The 16623-nt window shown below is 69.3% G+C and carries 16 protein-coding genes; 1 reads left to right on the top strand and 15 read right to left on the bottom strand.

Translation table 11 applies throughout. The features are described from left to right. Nucleotides 1-2: 2 nt before the first annotated feature. From hrpB to gspE, 12 genes are all read right to left on the bottom strand, one after another. Nucleotides 3-2519, bottom strand: a complete 2517-nt coding sequence (gene hrpB / locus IHE46_RS02215) for an ATP-dependent helicase HrpB (RefSeq protein ID WP_192162960.1) — start codon at nucleotides 2517-2519, stop codon at nucleotides 3-5. 40 nt (nucleotides 2520-2559) lie between these two features. Next, entirely contained in the window at nucleotides 2560-5001 is a 2442-nt protein-coding gene (gene gspD / locus IHE46_RS02220) for a type II secretion system secretin GspD (RefSeq protein ID WP_192162961.1), read from the bottom strand. A gap of 3 nt (nucleotides 5002-5004) precedes the next feature. Continuing rightward, nucleotides 5005-5682: a general secretion pathway protein GspN gene (locus IHE46_RS02225; protein ID WP_192162962.1), complete on the bottom strand. Its 678-nt coding sequence runs from the start codon at nucleotides 5680-5682 to the stop codon at nucleotides 5005-5007. Continuing rightward, a complete protein-coding gene (gene gspM, locus IHE46_RS02230) occupies nucleotides 5679-6323 on the bottom strand; it encodes a type II secretion system protein GspM (RefSeq protein ID WP_192162963.1) in 645 nt (214 codons plus the stop codon). Before gspM ends, IHE46_RS02225 begins: the two co-directional genes overlap by 4 nt. Further along, a complete protein-coding gene (locus IHE46_RS02235) occupies nucleotides 6320-7480 on the bottom strand; it encodes a PilN domain-containing protein (RefSeq protein WP_192162964.1) in 1161 nt (386 codons plus the stop codon). Before IHE46_RS02235 ends, gspM begins: the two co-directional genes overlap by 4 nt. Next, on the bottom strand, nucleotides 7477-8337 hold the full coding sequence (locus IHE46_RS02240; RefSeq protein WP_192162965.1) for a type II secretion system protein GspK: 861 nt from the start codon (nucleotides 8335-8337) through the stop codon (nucleotides 7477-7479). Before IHE46_RS02240 ends, IHE46_RS02235 begins: the two co-directional genes overlap by 4 nt. Next, complete coding sequence (locus IHE46_RS02245) at nucleotides 8334-9002, bottom strand: prepilin-type N-terminal cleavage/methylation domain-containing protein (RefSeq protein WP_192162966.1); 669 nt, start codon at nucleotides 9000-9002, stop codon at nucleotides 8334-8336. The genes IHE46_RS02240 and IHE46_RS02245 overlap by 4 nt, the downstream gene beginning before the upstream one ends. Next, nucleotides 8999-9412: a prepilin-type N-terminal cleavage/methylation domain-containing protein gene (locus IHE46_RS02250; RefSeq protein WP_192162967.1), complete on the bottom strand. Its 414-nt coding sequence runs from the start codon at nucleotides 9410-9412 to the stop codon at nucleotides 8999-9001. Before IHE46_RS02250 ends, IHE46_RS02245 begins: the two co-directional genes overlap by 4 nt. Further along, on the bottom strand, nucleotides 9409-9852 hold the full coding sequence (locus IHE46_RS02255) for a GspH/FimT family pseudopilin (protein WP_343229975.1): 444 nt from the start codon (nucleotides 9850-9852) through the stop codon (nucleotides 9409-9411). Before IHE46_RS02255 ends, IHE46_RS02250 begins: the two co-directional genes overlap by 4 nt. 67 nt (nucleotides 9853-9919) lie before the next feature. Then, complete coding sequence (gene gspG / locus IHE46_RS02260) at nucleotides 9920-10345, bottom strand: type II secretion system major pseudopilin GspG (protein ID WP_192162969.1); 426 nt, start codon at nucleotides 10343-10345, stop codon at nucleotides 9920-9922. A gap of 41 nt (nucleotides 10346-10386) precedes the next feature. Next, on the bottom strand, nucleotides 10387-11604 hold the full coding sequence (gspF, locus tag IHE46_RS02265; RefSeq protein WP_192162970.1) for a type II secretion system inner membrane protein GspF: 1218 nt from the start codon (nucleotides 11602-11604) through the stop codon (nucleotides 10387-10389). Nucleotides 11605-11718: 114 nt separating this feature from the next. Beyond that, nucleotides 11719-13413, bottom strand: coding sequence for a type II secretion system ATPase GspE (gspE, locus tag IHE46_RS02270; RefSeq protein WP_192163133.1), 1695 nt, complete (start codon nucleotides 13411-13413; stop codon nucleotides 11719-11721). A 205-nt stretch (nucleotides 13414-13618) separates the two neighbouring features. Between gspE and IHE46_RS02275 the strand changes: the two genes are divergently transcribed. Continuing rightward, the gene (locus IHE46_RS02275) at nucleotides 13619-14416 is read left to right on the top strand and encodes a TatD family hydrolase (protein ID WP_192162971.1); all 798 of its coding nucleotides are present in this window, start codon (nucleotides 13619-13621) and stop codon (nucleotides 14414-14416) included. 3 nt (nucleotides 14417-14419) lie between these two features. Here the strand turns inward: IHE46_RS02275 and IHE46_RS02280 are convergent, their stop codons facing one another. The 3 genes from IHE46_RS02280 to IHE46_RS02290 are packed head-to-tail and all read right to left on the bottom strand — an operon-like array spanning nucleotide 14420 to nucleotide 16609. Beyond that, on the bottom strand, nucleotides 14420-15166 hold the full coding sequence (locus IHE46_RS02280; protein WP_192162972.1) for a class I SAM-dependent methyltransferase: 747 nt from the start codon (nucleotides 15164-15166) through the stop codon (nucleotides 14420-14422). A gap of 40 nt (nucleotides 15167-15206) precedes the next feature. Then, nucleotides 15207-15743 (bottom strand): pseudouridine synthase, encoded by a 537-nt coding sequence (locus IHE46_RS02285; protein ID WP_192162973.1) that lies wholly within the window; start codon nucleotides 15741-15743, stop codon nucleotides 15207-15209. 23 nt (nucleotides 15744-15766) lie between these two features. Continuing rightward, nucleotides 15767-16609, bottom strand: a complete 843-nt coding sequence (locus tag IHE46_RS02290; protein WP_225562721.1) for a methyltransferase — start codon at nucleotides 16607-16609, stop codon at nucleotides 15767-15769. Between the last annotated feature and the right edge of the window lie 14 nt (nucleotides 16610-16623).

A 16623-nucleotide genomic window follows, 5' to 3' on the forward strand; every position in this document is an offset into this window, starting at 1 on the left:
GCTCAGCCGTTGCGGGGCTTGGCGCGATGCGTGGGCGTGGCCGTCCACGGGTCGTCGGGCCACGGATGCCTGGGGTAGCGGCCTTTCAGTTCCTTCTTCACCTCGGGATAGGTGCGCTCCCAGAAACCGCGCAAATCCTGCGTGACCTGGATCGGTCGACCCGCAGGGGACAACAGATGCAGGGTCACCGGCACGCGGCCGCCGCCCACGCGCGGCGTGTCGGCCAGGCCGAACAGTTCCTGCAGCTTCACCGCCAGCACGGGCGGCGCATCGGGCGCGTACTCCAGGCGGCGCGTCTGGCCGCTGGGCACCTCCAGCGCGTCGGGCGCGTGGGCATCCAGCGACTGCCGCTGCATGTGGTTGAGCAGCGACGACAGCGCCTGGCCGAGCTCGGCCTCATCCAGCGCGTCGAGCCTGCGCTTGCCGCTGAGATACGGCGCCAGCCAATCGTTCAACGTGGCGAGCAGGTGTTCGTCGGAAACATCGGGCAGATCCAATTCCGGCATCCATTCGCGCAGGGCCTGCACGCGCAGGCGCAGGCGGCGCGCGTGCTCGCTCCACGGCAACGCCTCCAGGCCCTTGCTGCGGATGGCGGCCAGCAAGGCGGGCAACGCGTCTTCCGGCTGCACTGGCACGCTGCGGCGTTCCAGCACGATGGCGGCGTAGCGGCGCTCCTCGAATGCCTCCACTGCATCGCGCGACTCGTTCCAGCGCAGCGCGCGTTCGCGCACGAAGCGCTGCGGGTAATCGCGCTCCAGCACGCGCGGATCGAACGGCGCGGCGGCGAGGATCAGGCTGTCGCGCGCCTCATGGCGCAGGTCCAGCACCACCAGCCAGGGTTCGCCGAGCAGTGCGGTGTTGTCGTGCAGACGCGCGCCGCGGCCGTTGGCGAGCGTGTAGCGCAGCGGATTCGCCTCGTCGCGACGCGCAATGCGGTCGGGAAAAGCATGCAGCAGCAGGTCGCCCACGGCGTGGCTGTCCGGCACGCCGCTGGCGGCGCTGCGGACGTCCAGGCGCCGGCGCCAACCCTTGGAAGCCTGCTCGATCGCAGCCAGCGCGCCGGCATCCGCACCGTGGCCGCGACGGTCGCGCCACGCATGCAGCGCGGCCACGCGCACGCGGAAATCGTCGCTGCGCGCCTGCTCGCCGCGCAGCGGCGAACGCGCGTCCATCAGCGCCAGCAGGTCGGCGACCAGCGCGCGCAGATTGTCCGGCGCACGCAGGACGGCCGCACCCAGTCGCGGCGTGGCGCCCAGCTCCAGCATCCGCCGGCCCAGTGCAGTGATGCGGCCGTCCGCATCCAGCGCGCCGAGGTCCGCGAGCAGTTCGCGCGCCTGCGCCAGCGCGCCGGCAGGCGGCGCATCCAGCCACGGCAATGCGCTGTGGCTGTCCGCCGCGATGCCCCAGGCGGCCAGCTCCAGCGCGAGGCCGGAGAGTTCGGCCTGCGCGATTTCCGCCGTGCGTGATGGATCGAGTCGCTTGCTCTGCGGCCACAAACGATATGCCGTGCCTTCCGCCACGCGGCCCGCGCGGCCGGCACGCTGATCGGCCGAGGCTTGCGAGATGCCCACCGTTTCCAGCCGCGTGAAACCGGAGTTGGGATCGAAGCGCGGCTCGCGCGCCAGGCCCGCGTCGATCACCGCGCGTATGCCGGGCAGGGTGACGCTGGACTCGGCCACGTTGGTCGCCAGCACGATGCGGCGCGTGCCCGGTTCGGCGGGAGCCAGCGCCCATTGCTGCTCGGTGAGCGACAGTTCGCCGTGCAGCGGCACGACCTCGATGTGCTCCCCCTTGCCGGAAAGGGTTTCTTCCAGCACCGCCTGCGAGCGCGCAATCTCGCGGCGCCCCGGCAGGAAGGCCAGCACGTCGCCTTCGTTTTCCGCCAGCGCCTGCCGCGCTGCGCGCGCGAGCTGGTGCTCCAGGCTTTCCTGCGCACGCGCCGGCGGATGTTCGATGCGTACCGGAAAACTGCGGCCGGGACTGCTGAGCCGCGGCGCGTCCAGCCAGCGCGCGATGCGCTCGCCGTCCAGCGTGGCGGACATCACCAGCAGCCGGAGATCGGGCCGCAGCGTGGCCTGCACATCCAGCGCCAGCGCGGCGCCGAGGTCGCCGGCCAGATGGCGTTCGTGGAATTCGTCGAACAGGATCGCGCCGATGCCGCCGAGTTCGGGATCGTCCTGGATCAGCCGCGTCAGGATGCCCTCGGTGACCACCTCGATGCGCGTGGTCGCGCCGGTCTTCGATTCGAAGCGGATGCGGTAGCCGACGGTCTGCCCCACCTCCTCGCCGAGCTGCCGCGCCATGAACTGCGCGGCGGCGCGCGCGGCGATGCGGCGCGGCTCCAGCATCACGATCTTGCTGCCGGCCAGCCACGGCGCATCGAGCAAGGCCAACGGAACCTGGGTGGTCTTGCCCGCGCCCGGCGGCGCTTCCAGCACCAGTCGCGGCGTCGCGATGAGCGACGCGCGGATGTCGGGAAGCAGCGGGGCGATCGGGAAGCTGGGTGATGCGGGACTCATGCGCGGCGATGATACCGGCCGGCATGAGTCCTTCGCGCTCTCAGTGCTGCAACGGCACCGTCTGCGCCGGAGCCGCCTGTGTCGCAGAAGTGTTCGTCGCCCTGGCCGCCGGTGCGGTGTACAGCGGCTTCAGCGATTCGAAGCCCTGCTGGTAGTCGTCGGTGATCTGGCGGGCCTCTTCGCTATCGCGGATCACGCGCGGGGTGATCAGCACGATCAGCTCGGTGCGGTTGCGGGTGTGGCTGGTGCTGCCGAACAGACGCCCCAGGATCGGAACACGGTTGAGCCCGGGGATCCCCGTGTCGGTATTGTCCCGCTCGTCCTGGATCAGGCCGCCGAGCAGCACGGTCTGCCCACTCTGCACGGCCACCTGGGTGCCGATCTCGCGCTGCGCGATGGTGTAGTTGCCCTGCGAATTCGCGGCGCCCTGGGTGGAGCTGACCTGCTGATCGATGTCGAGATAGACCAGACCGCCGGGATTGACGCGTGGCTGCACGTTGAGGATCACGCCGGTGGGCAGGTAGGTGACGCTGTTGGCCGTGGCGTTGGTGCCCGTGCCGGTGGTCAGGCCCGCGACGATGGATGTCTGGTTGACCGGGATCTGGTTGCCTACCTCGATGTGCGCCACCTGGTTGTTGAGCACCACCAGCGACGGCGCCGACAGCGTCTTGGTGTTGCCGTTCTGCTCCAGCGCGTTGATCGCCACCTGGAACTTGCCGTTGCTGCTGAGGAAGGAATAGAAGAACGGCTGGCCGCCGTACCCGTTGGTGCCCTGGCCCAGCGCGATCTGGCGATGCGCGCCCGGATAGATGCTGGTGGCGCCGTTGTCGTTGAACCCGGTGCCGGTGGGCGTGCTGTTGGCGAGACCCTGCAGGTACCACTGCACGCCAAACTGGAACTGGCCGGTGAGATCGACTTCGAGAATCCTGGTCTCGATCTGCACCTGCAACGGCACGTTGTCCAGCCGCTTGATCGCCGTCTCGATCTCGTTCCATTGCGAAGGCCGCGCGCGCACCAGCAACTGGTTGTTGGCGTCTACGGAGCTGATGTGGATGCTGCCGTCCTGCGAGGTGTACTGCTGGTCCTGGCTGCCGGCATTGGCAGTACCGAAGGTGCTGCCGGAGGCGGCGCCGCCAGTCATGCCATTGCTCATACTCCCGTTGCTGCCGATGCCTCCCGTGCCGCCGAGCGCACCGCTGGTGCCGCCGAAGCCGCCGCCGTTCATACCGCCCAATCCGCCCGTCGCGGTATTGCTGCTGCCGAAGCTGCCCGCGGTGCTGCCCATGCCGCTCGCCGAGCCGCGCGCGTTGTCGCTGCTGCCCAGCGTGCCGGAGCTGAGGCCCGGACCGACTTCGCCGCCGCCGGAACCGCCGCCCGTGCTGCTGCCGTAGATCTGCCCGAGGTACTTGGCCAGGTCCGAAGCCTTCATGTTGCGCACGTTGTACACGAAGAGCTGCGGCTGGTTGCCGCCGCCCTGGTCGATGCGCGAAATCCAGTCGCCCACCTCATCCACGTAGCGCGGCTGCGTGCTGATCACCACCAGCGCGTTGGTGCGCTTGATCGGGATGAAACGCACCATGCCGGCCAGCGGCGTGTCGCCCTTGGAGCCGAACATCTCGTCCAGCTTGGGCATCAGTTGATCCACGTCGGCGTTCTGCAGGTTGAACACGCCCACCGACATGCCGCGCAGCCAGTCCACGTCGAACGTGCTGACGGTGCGCTGGTAATTGTCCAGGTCTTCCGGCGTACCCGACATCACGATGACGTTGCGTGCGGAATCGACCAGCAGCACCGCGTCGGGCCGCGCGAACGGCTTGATCAGCTTCTGCATCTCGGCCGCGGCGATGTAGTGCAGCGGGAACAGGCGCGCCTGCAGTCCGCCGGACGGCGCCGCCGCGCCGAGGCTGGGCACCAGGTTGCCGCCCACCGCGTCCTTCGCCGGCAGCACCACGTAGCTGCCCGAGCGCTCGACCAGCGCGTTGTTGGTCCACGACAGCAGCGTTTCCAGGATCGGCAGCGCCTGCTTGGCATCCACCGGCTCGGAGGTGGAGAAGGAGATGTTGCCCTGCACGCCGGGCACGATGGTGTAGTTGAGCTTCAGCTGGTCGCCGAGGATGGCTTTCACCACCGCCTGCACCGGCTGATTCTCGAAGTTGTACACGACGCCGTTCGGACCGGCCGCCGACGGGCGCGGCGTGGCCAGGCCGGTGGCGTGCACGAACTGTCCGCTGCCGCGGCTCACCTGCGGCTGCCCGATGGTGCCCGTGGCGGTGTTCTGCTCGTTGTCGAGCGGCAGCGGCGCCGGCACCGGCGCATGCGTGCCGGCCATCGCCTCGCGTTGCAGCGAGGGGTCGTCCGGTTGCGGCTGCATGCCGGCGCAACCGGCCAGCAGGGTCAGCGCCGACAGCGCCGCGGCGCGCAGCAGGGTTCTTCGGAAGCGGACCGGCGGCCGCGAATGCTCAGAGGTGTGCTGACGGGACATGGATCAATGTGCTCCTTCTGGATTCTCGGCCTGGCCGCCGGTGCGGCGCTGCTGGATCGCCGCCCTGAGTCTTTGCAGGCGTTCGGATTGCTGCGGGTTGAGACGGGGCTGCGATCCCTGGGGCAACTGGCCGCGACCCATTGCCGGTGGCATGCCGCCATTGCCTGGCGGTCCCGGCACGGGCGCGGGGACATTCGTGGTGATCGGCGCGCCGGCGGGCAGCTTCAATTCCGTGCGGCCCTGCGGCGAATCGAGGATCACCGAGCGCTGCTTCACTTCGACCACGCTGGCGCTGCCATCCGGCAGGGATTCGCCTTCGCGCACGCGAAGCTCCTTGTCGCCGCTGTTGTCGTGCAGCAGCGCCATGTGCATCTGCGGCGTGAGGATGACGCCGGTGAGCTTGAGGTCGCCGAGGCTGCCGCCACCGCTGACGGCATGCGCCTCGGGCCGGCGTTCCGGGCTGAACAGCGATTGCTGCCACACCGGTGCGAACGCTTCCGGCGATATCGGCGGAGGCAGGCCGGCCCGCTTGCCGGACATGGGCGGCAATGTCGGGGCGCGCGGCGCATCCCAGTGCACGCCGCGGCCGAAACCGAACAGCAGCGACAGCCAGAACAAGCCCAGCAGCAGCGCGAAGGCCGCCAGAAACGGGGTCAGCCGACGTTGGCTGGCGGCGTTCATGGCGTGTCTCCCGGCGGATTCGCTGCCGCACCCGATGCGCCCGCCGCAGTATTCGACGAATGCACGTAACCGGAGAGGGTGAACTGCACTTCCAGCGGCAACCCGTTGCCCTGGGCCGCCACCGGATTGCGATAGATGTTGAGGTTGTCCACGAACAGGTAAGGCGTGCCCTGCTCCAGCGACTGCAGCACGCTCACCAGCGGCTGGACGTCGCAGCTCAGGTTGATGCTGACCGCCGCCTTGCGGTACGGCTCGTCCGGGGCGGACTGCGGGTTGGTCACCGGCATCTTCTGCGTCACCGTGCAGCTGCCGCCCGCGGTGTGGGCACCCACCGTGTCCACCACGCGCTGCATCAGATCGGCGGCGGCGGTGTTCGGATCGTCGTCGGGCAGGAAGGCATTGCTGGCCGCCTGGCCGGCGCCGAGCGCGGCGATGCGTTTTTCCAGCAGCGGCTTTTCAGCGATGGCCGCGGCGTAGCGGCTCTGCGTGTCGCGCAGATCGTCCATCTGCGCATCGATGTCGCGCAGCGGCGCCACGAACCACCAGTGCAGCAGCAGGAAATAGGCCAGCAGCAAGACCAGCAACAGCAGCCCGATGGCCGCGATGCGGCTGTCGCGCGGCGTGAGTTTCAGTGCCTTCATGGCGCGCTCCCGCTGCTGGCAGGAGCGGCGGCATGTTCCGGCGCTGGCTTGTGCAGTTGCGCCACCATGTAGAAACGTTCCTTGCCGCTGGCCGGGTCGGTCTGGATGCTGCCCTGGAAGTTCGGGTTGTCGAGCACCGGCGAACCCTTGAGCAGGTCGAGCAGCTTCGCCGCCTGCGGGCTCTGGCCCTGGAAGCCGATCTGGCCGCTGTCGTCGAGGCTGAAACGCTCCAGCCACGCGGCGGGCGGCAGGCGCCGGGTGAGATCGAGCAGCACGCCGAGCATGGTCGGGCGCTGCGCCTTGCGCTGGGCCAGGAAGCCCGCCGCGCCGACTTCGTCCTGCAACTGCTTGCGCAGCCCGGCCACTTTCTGCGCGTCGCCTTGCATGGCGTCGACCTGCGTCTGCATCTGCGCCAGCGCACTCTCGCGGTTGTGCAGCCAGCTGCCCATGGCGAGCAGCAACAGCAACACGCAGGCGGCGCCGAGCGCGAGGTTCAGGCGCAGCCGCGGCCGCACGCGATGCGATGCCTGTTCCGGCGGCAGGAGATCGATGCCGAGACGCCCGGCATCCTGCGGCAGATCCACCGCGTCGACGGTGATGCCCAGAGCCCGAAGGCGGTCGAGCAGCGGATCGAGCGCATCGCGGCGGATCACCAGCAGCTCCACGGCGCAACGGCCTGCCGCAGCGGGCTGCGCCAGCTCGCGCACCGCGTAATAGACCTGCGCAACGTTGAACGGCGTCTGCCGGTCCATCTCGTAACCGGCCACCTGATGCAGCTTGCCGCGCGCCGCCAATGGCAGGGACAGCACGCGGCGCAGCACCGCATCGGGGGGCAGCAGCAGGGCGAGCCGGCGATCCTCGGGATCGGTGCCCTGCCACGCGGCGGCCAGCGCGGCCTGCTGTGCGGCGGCGTCGAGGTCGTCGCTCCAGCGCGCCAGCGGCTCGGACTGCCCCGCACGACGCAGCCGCCAGTCGCCACCGGCCTTCTGCAGCAGATGCCAGCCGCTGCCATCGGCCAGCGCGGCGCGCCAGCGCGCCGGCAGCAATGCGGCAAGCTCGCCGCCCCACCACGCGAAAAAGCCCGGCAAGGGCGAAGCGCGCCAGCCATGGCGCAAGCGATCCAGCCAGAGCCGCAGCGATGTCGTTGCAGCACTCATTCCCCGTCACCCTCCTGCCAGCGCAGCACCCTGTAGGGCTGCGACCCCATCCCGCCCGGCTGCAGACGGATCGTCGCGCGGATCACCGCGCGCGTGCCGTCGGCCAGCTCGGCCTGCGAACGAATACTATGCGTGATCCCGCCGCCAATGGGCGATATGCCCGTTCCGCCGTTTTGCTGCCGTGCGGCCAGCATGCTCTGCGCCTGCTGCGGATTCAGCCCCGGAATGGCCGCCAGCGCCAGGGGTGGCGCGGTATTGGGATCGGGAATGGCCCGCCCCGACCAGATCGTGATGACGGGTTCCAACTGCTGGAACAGCGCCGGCGTCATGCCCAGCACCAGCTGCAGTTCCTCCAGCGTGGCGAAGGGACCGTGGCGCGGGCCGTAATCCCGTCCCGCCGCGGCATAGGCGGCGCGCGCGATGTCCACCTGCCCCGCATCGGTGACGAAGTTGCGCCAGTCCACTACATTGGCGGCCAGCTTGCCGGCGGCCGTCGCGTCCAGCCCGGCAGCCGTGAACAATGCCTGCAGCACCTGCGGCGAGGCGGCATTGAGATCGACCTTACCGCCCTCGTCGACCGTCGACACCTGCACTTTGGCGCCGTCGAACAGGAAGGGATAGACGCGCCCGTTGTCCGCCCAGCGCCGCTTGGGATCGGAATCCTGCAAGGCATAGATCGCGCGCATCAGCCCGGCCTCCGCCGCGTAGTGGGCACGCGTCTGCGCGAACTGGTAACGCGTCTGCATGGCCGTGGTGCGCGCCAGCATCGCGTAACCGCCGAGCAGGATCGCCAGCAGGGTGCAGGCCCACAGCACCAACAGCAGGGCGACGCCGCGCTGGCCGGCCGGGCGCTTCATTGCGCGCCTCCCATGGGTATGCTGCCCGGCAGCAGACCGACGTGCCCGCCAGCCCCGGCCGCGTCGACGCGCAGCGGTACGCTCAGCTCCGGCCAGTCGTAGCCGCCCTGCGCCTGCAGCCGGATGCGCACCAGTTGCGGCAGGCGCCTGCCGTCGGTCCAGTCGCTGCTCCAGGGCTGCTCGTGATTCAGCGCATCGCGGCCGCGATAGTCGAAGCTGCCCTTCTCGATGTGATCGAGCAGCACCTGCGGATCGCCCAGCGGCTTGGGCGGCTGGCCGTCCGGCGGCAGCAGCGACAACTGCAGCTCCAGCCGCTGCTCACCCTTGTCGCCGTCCACCAGCCGCAGCACCTGCAGCTGCGAACCCAGCTTGCCGAGGTAGCCGGGCAGCGGCGCGACGTAGCGCATCTCGTGTTCGCTGCCGCTGAAGTAGATTGGCTGACCGTTGTCGGTGCGGGCGATCGGCTGCGTCACGGCCTGCGACAGCTCGCTGCGCAGGAAGCGCTGCGCCGACCCGATCTCTTCGATACGGTTGATCGCCGCGCTGCCCGAGCGCACGCCGTGGATCGCGCTGCGCACGCCGCCGTACACCGCCACCAGCAGCAGCGCGAGCAGGGCCAGCGCGCCCAGCACTTCCAGCAGGGTGAAGCCGCGTTGCCGCCTCATGGCGCGCCACCCGCCGGCGCCGACGGCCGACCCAGCCGCAGCGTGACGAAATGGGCCACCTGCGGATGCTCGGTGCTGCCCCACTGCACCGCGAGGTCCAGCCGATACATCTGCATCGCGTTGCTGGGCGACGCATCGGGCACCTGCCACGGCGTCACGTCCAGCGTCCAGCGATAGCGCTTGTCGAAGCTGCCGCTGCTGCTGCCCGGCACCAGCGGCTCGGCGATGAAGACGCTGTCGAGCATGCTGCGCGCGCGCAGCGCCGCTTCGTCGTGCGCTGCCGCGTTGCGCGACAGCTCGATCGCACCGCCCGCCACCTTCATCAACGCCGCGAAAGCGATTGCCAGCAACAGCATCGCGGCGATGACTTCGAGCAGGGAGAAGCCGCGCTGGCGCGATGTGCGCTTCATGGCTGTGCCGCCTGGTCCACCACCGCCACCTGTCCGGTGAGCCAGGACACGTTGATGCGCCACTCGCGATGGCCGCTGGTGAGGATGATGTGGCCGCCGGTGGAGCTGCCGTCGGGAAAGAAGCGGATGCGTCCGGTGTAGTCGTTCGGGCGGTCTTCCAGCGCACTGGTGATGGAAAGCTTGAGGCCCGCGGGCAGGCGCACGTCCTTGCGCTTGGGATCGCTCCAGGTGTCATTGTGCAGGTTCACGTCGAAGTACTGCTCTTTGCCCTGCACGATGGCCTGTGCGCGGGTGGCGCGCAGGCCGGCGGCGATTTCGCCGCTGGCCGCATTGATGCGTGCGCTGGCCAGGCCCTGCGTCACCGACACCGACACCGCCGCCGCCGCGATGCCGATCAGCAGGATTACGACCAGCATCTCCAGCAGCGTGAAGCCGCGCACCCGCCGCCCCGTTCGCGGGGCAGCGGGCCATCCATCGTGGCGGGCTGCGAGGCACATGCCGCCCGGCTTACTGCCAGTTGCCCACGTCCTTGTTGTAGCCGTCGCCGCCCGGCTTGCCGTCGTGGCCGTAGAAGATCAGGTCGAAATTGCCGTGCTCGCCGGGGTATTTGTAACCGAAGGCATTGCCCCACGGATCCTTGAGTTCGGATTCCTTCGCATACGGGCCCTGCCAGTTCGACGCGTTGGCCGGCTTGGTCACCAGGTCTTCCAGCTGCCGCGGCGGCGAGCCGTTGTCCAGCGCGTAGTTCTCGACTTTCTGGCTCAGCGTCACCAACTGCGCCTTGCCCGCGCCGTACTTGCCCTTGTCCATGTTGCTGCCGACCTGGGTCACCACCACCGCGCCCACCACGCCGATCAGCACGATCACCGCGAGCATTTCCAGCAGCGTGAAGCCGGCGGTGCGGCGGATGGAACGAATGCGTTTGTACTGCATGCAAGACCTCGTCATGTCGAACTCCGGAACGGTGTGCGGTGCTATTGGATATTGCTGGTCAAACTCAGGAGCGGCAGCAGGATCGCCGCCATGATCAGGCCCACCAGCACGGTCATCACCACGGTGAGCGCGGGCACCAGGGCGGCGAGCAGGCGGTCGATGGAGCGGCGGCTTTCCAGCTCGAAGGTGTCGGCCACCTTGAGCAGCATGGTGTCCAGTTCGCCCGCCTCCTCGCCCACCTGCACCATCTGCAGTGCGAGCCGCGGAAACAGCTTGGACTGGCCCAGCGCGAAGCCCAGGCCGGAACCCTCCTTCACCTGCTCGTGCGCCTGCCCCAGCGCCGCGTCCAGCGCGCGGTTGGCCGTGACCTGGCGCGCGATGGCCAGCGCACCAAGCATGGGCACGCCGTTCTTCAGCAAGGTGCCCAGCGTGCGCGCGATGCGCGCGGTCTGCACCTTGAGCAGCAGCGGGCCGGCCACGCGCATGCGCAACACGCGCGCATCGAAGGCCAGTCGCGCAGCCGGTTCGCGCAGGCGCGCGCGCAGCACGAACGCGCCACCGGCCAGCAGCAGCACGATCAGCCACCACCACGACTGCAAAGTCTCGCCCAGCAGCAGCACCGCCTTGGTGATCCACGGCAGCGGCACCTGCATGTCTTCGAAGATCGGCACGAATTGCGGCACCACGTAAGCCAGCAGCAACACCAACGAACCCAGCACACCCACCAGCAGGAAGGCCGGGTAGATCAGCGAATTGACGATGCTGCCGCGCAATTGTTGCGAGCGTTCGAGATAGTCGGCCAGCCGGTGCAGGGTCTCTTCCAGCGAGCCGCCCGCCTCGCCCGCACGCACCAGGGCGATGTAGAGCTTGGGAAACGCACCGTGCTCCTCGTCCAGCGCCTGCGACAGCGGCATGCCGCCGCGTACGCGGTCGCGCACGCGCTCGATCAGCTTCTGCGCGCGCTCGCCCTCGGGCAGGTCGAGCAGGATGCCCAGCGCGCGGTCCAGCGGCTGGCCCGCGCCCAGCAGGGTCGCCAGCTGGTGCGTGAACTGCGCCAACTGGTCGCCATTGAACGGCCCGCGCTTGAACAGCGCGGCAAAGCCGGAACCGCCGCCCGTTGCATCGGCCGGCTGCGCCTCCAGCGGCGTGTGGCCCTGGTCCTGCAGGCGCGCCACCACCTCGTCGATGCTGGCGGCCTCCATCTGGCCCTGCAGCAGTTCGCCGGCTTCGCTGATGGCTTTGTACTGGAACTGGCTCACGGCTGGCGCCTCGCCAACCGTGCATAGGCAATAGGCTCTCTGAAACGGCCGAAACTCGCCCCACAAACCTGCGGGAATCTGCCCCGCCTGATTTCGCACCCCGTATTCAGGGCATCAACCCTCCTGCGTGACACGCAACACCTCCTCCAGCGTGGTGACGCCGGCGAGGGATTTGGCGATGCCGTCCTCGTACATGGTGCGCATGCCTTCGACGCGGGCCTGCTTCTCGATCTCGCTGGCGTCCGCCTTCTGCATCACGAGACGGCGCAGCGGCTCGCTCATCACCAGGAATTCCATGATCGCCTGGCGGCCGCGGTAGCCGCTGGGGTTGACCGCACTGGAGCCGGGCTTCCACAGGCGGATGGGGCGGCCGTCCGCGTATTTCTCCAGTTCGAACTGCGCGATCACCTCGGGCGAAGGTTCGTAGGGAACCGCCGTGGCCGGATCCAGGCGGCGCACCAGGCGCTGGGCGAGGATGCCGTTGACGGTGGAGCCGAGCAGGTAGTCCTCGACGCCCATGTCGAGCAGGCGCGTGATGCCGCCGGACGCGCTGTTGGTATGCAGCGTGGAGAGCACCAGGTGGCCGGTGAGCGCGGACTGGATCGCGATGCGGCAGGTCTCCAGGTCGCGCATTTCGCCGATCATGATCACGTCCGGATCCTGGCGCACGATGGAGCGCAGCGCCGCGGCGAAATCCAGCCCGATCTGCGGCTTGGCTTGGATCTGGTTGATGCCTTCGATCTGGTATTCGACCGGGTCCTCGACGGTGATGATCTTCACGTCGGGCGTGTTGATCTTCGACAGCGCGGTGTACAGCGTGGTGGTCTTGCCCGAGCCGGTAGGGCCGGTGACCAGCAGGATGCCGTGCGGGCGCTGCAGCACCTCGACGAAGCGCGACTGGAAACTGTCGGTGAAACCCAGCGTGGAGAAGTCGAACACCACCGACTCGCGATCCAGGATGCGCATCACCACCGACTCGCCGAAGCTGGTCGGCACGGTGGACACGCGCAGGTCCAGCTCCTTGCCCTGCACGCGCAGCTGGATGCGGCCGTCCTGCGGCAGGCGGCGCTCGGCGATGTTGAGCTTGGCCATGATCTTCACGCGCGAAATCACCGCGGCGGTCGAACTGGCCGGCGGCGCCTCCACCTCGTGCAGCACGCCGTCGATGCGGTAGCGCACCTTGAGGCGGTTTTCGAACGGCTCGATGTGCACGTCGGAGGCACGCTGCTCGACGGCACGCTGCAGGATCAGGTTGACCAGGCGGATCACCGGCGCCTCGCTGGCGAGGTCGCGCAGGTGTTCCACGTCGTCCACTTCGGCGGCGCCGCCGTCGATGTTCTCCACGATGGTGCCCATCGCGGAACGGCCGCTGCCGTAATAGCGCTCGATCAGGTCGTCGATCTCCGAGCGCAGGCCGATGCGCAGCGCGACCGGCCTGCCCGCCGCCAGCGTCACCGCCTGCAGCGGGTACGGATCGGCGGGGTCCGCCATCACCAGGGCCAGCCCGTGCTCGCCGTCGCTCACCGGCACCACGTGCTGCTGCTTGAGGAAACGCAGCGAGAGTTCGAGCTCCGGCGGCGCCAGCTCCGGCGCCTCGCGCGCGGCGAGCAGCGGCACACCGAGCAGTTCCGACCAGGCCTCGGCCAGTTCGCGTTCGTTGACCAGGCCCAGCCGCGCCAGCAGCGCGGTGAGCGTGCCTTCGGTCGCTTCCTCGTGCAGTCGCCGCGCGCGCGCCAGATCGCCGTCCTTCAGGCGGCCGCGCGCCACCAGCAGCGCGCACACCGCCGCCTCGCGCCCATCCGTCGCCATCGATGCCTCTTCAGCGGTCGCCGTCGTCAACATCCATCCACCTCAGCTGCGATCCCCCCGACCGAATCGCCACTCTAACCTGCCGCCCCTCCAATAGGCACGACCCCGGAAATGCGCGGCAGTTCAGTGCTTGGATTCTTGCGAACCATGCCACATCGCCGGGCGCCGTCTGGGACAATAAGCGTTCGCAGCCCCGGACCACCCCATGCAGCTCGTCGACATCGGCGCCAATCTCGGCCACGAATCTTTCCGCCACGACTTCGGCGACGTGCTGCAGCGCGCGGCCGCGCATGGCGTGCGCCGGCTCGTCGTCACCGGCGCCTCGCGCGAAGGCAGCGAGCACGCCCTGGCACTGGCGCATGCGCACCCCGGCACCCTGTGGGCCACCGCCGGCGTGCATCCGCATCACGCGGTGGAGTACGACGACGCCACCGACGCAAGGCTGCGCGAGCTGGCGCAGGATCCTGCGGTGCGCGCGGTGGGCGAAACCGGGCTGGACTACAACCGCAATTATTCCCCGCGCGACGTGCAGCTCGCCGTGTTCGAACGGCAGCTGCGGATCGCCGCCGACCTCGGCAAGCCGCTGTTCCTGCACCAGCGCGACGCGCACGGGGATTTCGTCGCCCTGCTGCGGCGCTGGCGCGACAAGGTGCCGGCGGCCGTGGTGCACTGCTTCACCGACAGCGGCGAAGCGCTGCGCGACTACCTCGCACTGGACTGCCACATCGGCATCACCGGCTGGATCTGCGACGAGCGCCGCGGCACCCACCTGCGCGAGCTGGTGAAGGAGATTCCCGCCAACCGCCTGATGATCGAGACCGACGCGCCCTACCTGTTGCCGCGCACCGTGCGCCCGCAGCCCGCGCACCGCCGCAACGAACCGATGTACCTCGCGCACATCTGCGCGGAAATCGCCCGCGACCGCGGCGAAAGTGCGGACACCGTGGCGGCGGATACCACGGCGACCGCCGAGGCTTTCTTCGGCCTCGCCTCGCCGGGCTGAGGATCAGTCCACGCGCCCCACGCGGGTGAAGAACGGCCAGCGCACCGCGCGTACCGCGGCGGGATCGCCCCAGGCCGCGGCCAGATCCGGTGCAGCCGCCCTCACCGCATCCTCGCCGGTGCGCTTCGTGTGCCGCTGGGTGGCCGACCACGAGTTCAAGTAGGCGAGGAACTGCGCGAGGTTCCAGTCCGCGCGCATCATGAAACTGGGCGTCTCCACCGGTGCGAACGGAAACGGCAGGTCGCGGTAGCCGGCATCCACCAGCGCACGCTCGGCGGGCCAGTCCGGTCCCAGCGTGTCGGCGTAGAGACGGCGCTCCACGGCATCCACGTCGCGGCTCACGCTGCAATTGCCGTAGGCGGAAATCGCCAGCAATGCGCCCGGCTTCGCCACGCGGCGCACCTCGGCGTGGAAGGCATCGAGATCGAACCAATGCAATGCCTGCGACACGCCGATCAGGCTCGCGCTGCCCACGCTCAGGCTGCTGCGTTCGGCCGGCTCCACGCGGTAGTCGATGTGCGGATGCGCGGCAGCCTGTTCGATCTGGGTGGCGCTGGGGTCGGTGGCGACCACGTGCTCGAAATGCGCGGCCAGGCCGATGCTGGCCTGCCCGTTGCCGCAGCCGGCGTCCCAGGCGAGCGAACGATCCGGCGCTTGCTGCGCGAGCCAGTCGAACCAGTCGGCGGGAGGCAAGGGGCGCGCGTCGCGATACAGCGCGGCGTGGCCGGAGAAGTGATCCTTGAAGTCCATGCAGGGATTCCGTGGGGACGGGGCCCGCGATTATCGCGCCTCAACCCTCGAGCACGCGCGTCGCACCCGGCGCCAAACCGTCCAGCGCGTGTTCGCCGATGCGCAGGCGGATCAGCCGCAGCGTGGGGAAGCCCACTGCTGCCGTCATGCGCCGCACCTGGCGGTTGCGTCCCTCGCGCAGGGTGATCGTGAGCCAGCTGGTGGGAATGGCCTTGCGGAAGCGCACGGGCGGATCGCGCGGCCACAGCCAGTCCGGCTCCGCCGCGTACTCCGCGGGGGCGGGCAAGGTGGGGCCGTCGTTCAGCACCACGCCGCGGCGCAAGGCATTGATGGCCGCGTCGTCGATGCTGCCGTCCACCTGCACCAGGTAGGTCTTGGGTTGCTTGTGGCGCGGATCGGTGAGGCGGTGCGCGAGACCGCCGTCGTCGGTGAGCAGCAGCAGGCCTTCGCTGTCGTGGTCCAGCCGGCCCGCTGCATAGACGCCCTTCTGCCGCACGAAGTCGGCCAGCGTGGGCCGGCCGTCGTCGCTGGTGAACTGGCACAACACGCCGTACGGCTTGTTGAGCGCGATCAGCATGGCGGTTGCACTCAGCCTGCAGCTCAGTGCGCGGCAGGCTTCACGAAGCGCAGCGTCATGCGGTCCGATTCGCCGATGGCCAGGTACTTCGCCCTGCCCTGGTTACCCAGCGTCAGCGTGGGCGGCAAGGTCCACACGCCCTTCGGGTAATCCTTGGTGTCCTTCGGGTTCGCGTTGATCTCGCTCTGGCCCTCGAGCTTGAAGCCGGCGTCGGTGGCGAGTTTGATCACGTAGTCGGTGGGCAGATAGCCGCTGGACATCACCGCATCCAGAGTGGCGCCCGGCGCGGCGCGATGGTCGGTCACGCCGAGCACGCCGCCCGGGCGCAGCACGGCGAAGAACGCCTTGAACATCGCCTCCGCGGTGCCGGCCTCCGCCCAGTTGTGCACGTTGCGGAACGTCAGCACCCGGTCGGCCGAACCGGGCGGCCCGAACACCGGCGCCTTGGGGTCGAATTCGACGATGCGGGCCTTGCCGTATTCGGCCGGATCGGCAGCGAATTTCTTGTGCAACGCTCCGTCGTCGCGCTTCGCCTCGCCGCCGGCCGGCGCTTCCACGGCAGCGACATAGTGGCCGTGATCGCGCAGCAGCGGCGCCAGGATCTCGGTGTACCAACCGCCGCCGGGGATGATCTCGATCACCGTCTGGTTGGCCTGCACGCCGAAGAACTGCAGCGTGGCCTTGGGGTGGCGGTAGACGTCGCGCGCACGGTTCGTCGGCGTGCGCCAGCTGCCGGCGATAGCGGCGTCGAGCTGGCCGGCGCTGCCTGGCGCCACCGGCTTGTCCGCGGATTGCGGCGTCGCCGTCGCCAGGCCCACGCTCAGCAGCAACGCTGCGCCGACTGCAAAGATCGATGTGTGTTTCATGGACGGCTCCTGGG

The sequence above is a fragment of the Rhodanobacter sp. DHG33 genome (assembly GCF_014843005.1).
Taxonomy (GTDB): Bacteria; Pseudomonadota; Gammaproteobacteria; order Xanthomonadales; family Rhodanobacteraceae; genus Rhodanobacter_A.

What these genes read in the sequence shown, in the direction of transcription:
- hrpB (WP_192162960.1), bottom strand. Translation starts at nt 2,519, where the DNA reads ATGAGTCCCGCATCACCCAGCTTCCCGATCGCCCCGCTGCTTCCCGAC.
- gspD (WP_192162961.1), bottom strand. Translation starts at nt 5,001, where the DNA reads ATGTCCCGTCAGCACACCTCTGAGCATTCGCGGCCGCCGGTCCGCTTC.
- IHE46_RS02225 (WP_192162962.1), bottom strand. Translation starts at nt 5,682, where the DNA reads ATGAACGCCGCCAGCCAACGTCGGCTGACCCCGTTTCTGGCGGCCTTC.
- gspM (WP_192162963.1), bottom strand. Translation starts at nt 6,323, where the DNA reads ATGAAGGCACTGAAACTCACGCCGCGCGACAGCCGCATCGCGGCCATC.
- IHE46_RS02235 (WP_192162964.1), bottom strand. Translation starts at nt 7,480, where the DNA reads ATGAGTGCTGCAACGACATCGCTGCGGCTCTGGCTGGATCGCTTGCGC.
- IHE46_RS02240 (WP_192162965.1), bottom strand. Translation starts at nt 8,337, where the DNA reads ATGAAGCGCCCGGCCGGCCAGCGCGGCGTCGCCCTGCTGTTGGTGCTG.
- IHE46_RS02245 (WP_192162966.1), bottom strand. Translation starts at nt 9,002, where the DNA reads ATGAGGCGGCAACGCGGCTTCACCCTGCTGGAAGTGCTGGGCGCGCTG.
- IHE46_RS02250 (WP_192162967.1), bottom strand. Translation starts at nt 9,412, where the DNA reads ATGAAGCGCACATCGCGCCAGCGCGGCTTCTCCCTGCTCGAAGTCATC.
- gspG (WP_192162969.1), bottom strand. Translation starts at nt 10,345, where the DNA reads ATGCAGTACAAACGCATTCGTTCCATCCGCCGCACCGCCGGCTTCACG.
- gspE (WP_192163133.1), bottom strand. Translation starts at nt 13,413, where the DNA reads ATGGCGACGGATGGGCGCGAGGCGGCGGTGTGCGCGCTGCTGGTGGCG.
- IHE46_RS02275 (WP_192162971.1), top strand. Translation starts at nt 13,619, where the DNA reads ATGCAGCTCGTCGACATCGGCGCCAATCTCGGCCACGAATCTTTCCGC.
- IHE46_RS02280 (WP_192162972.1), bottom strand. Translation starts at nt 15,166, where the DNA reads ATGGACTTCAAGGATCACTTCTCCGGCCACGCCGCGCTGTATCGCGAC.
- IHE46_RS02285 (WP_192162973.1), bottom strand. Translation starts at nt 15,743, where the DNA reads ATGCTGATCGCGCTCAACAAGCCGTACGGCGTGTTGTGCCAGTTCACC.
- IHE46_RS02290 (WP_225562721.1), bottom strand. Translation starts at nt 16,609, where the DNA reads ATGAAACACACATCGATCTTTGCAGTCGGCGCAGCGTTGCTGCTGAGC.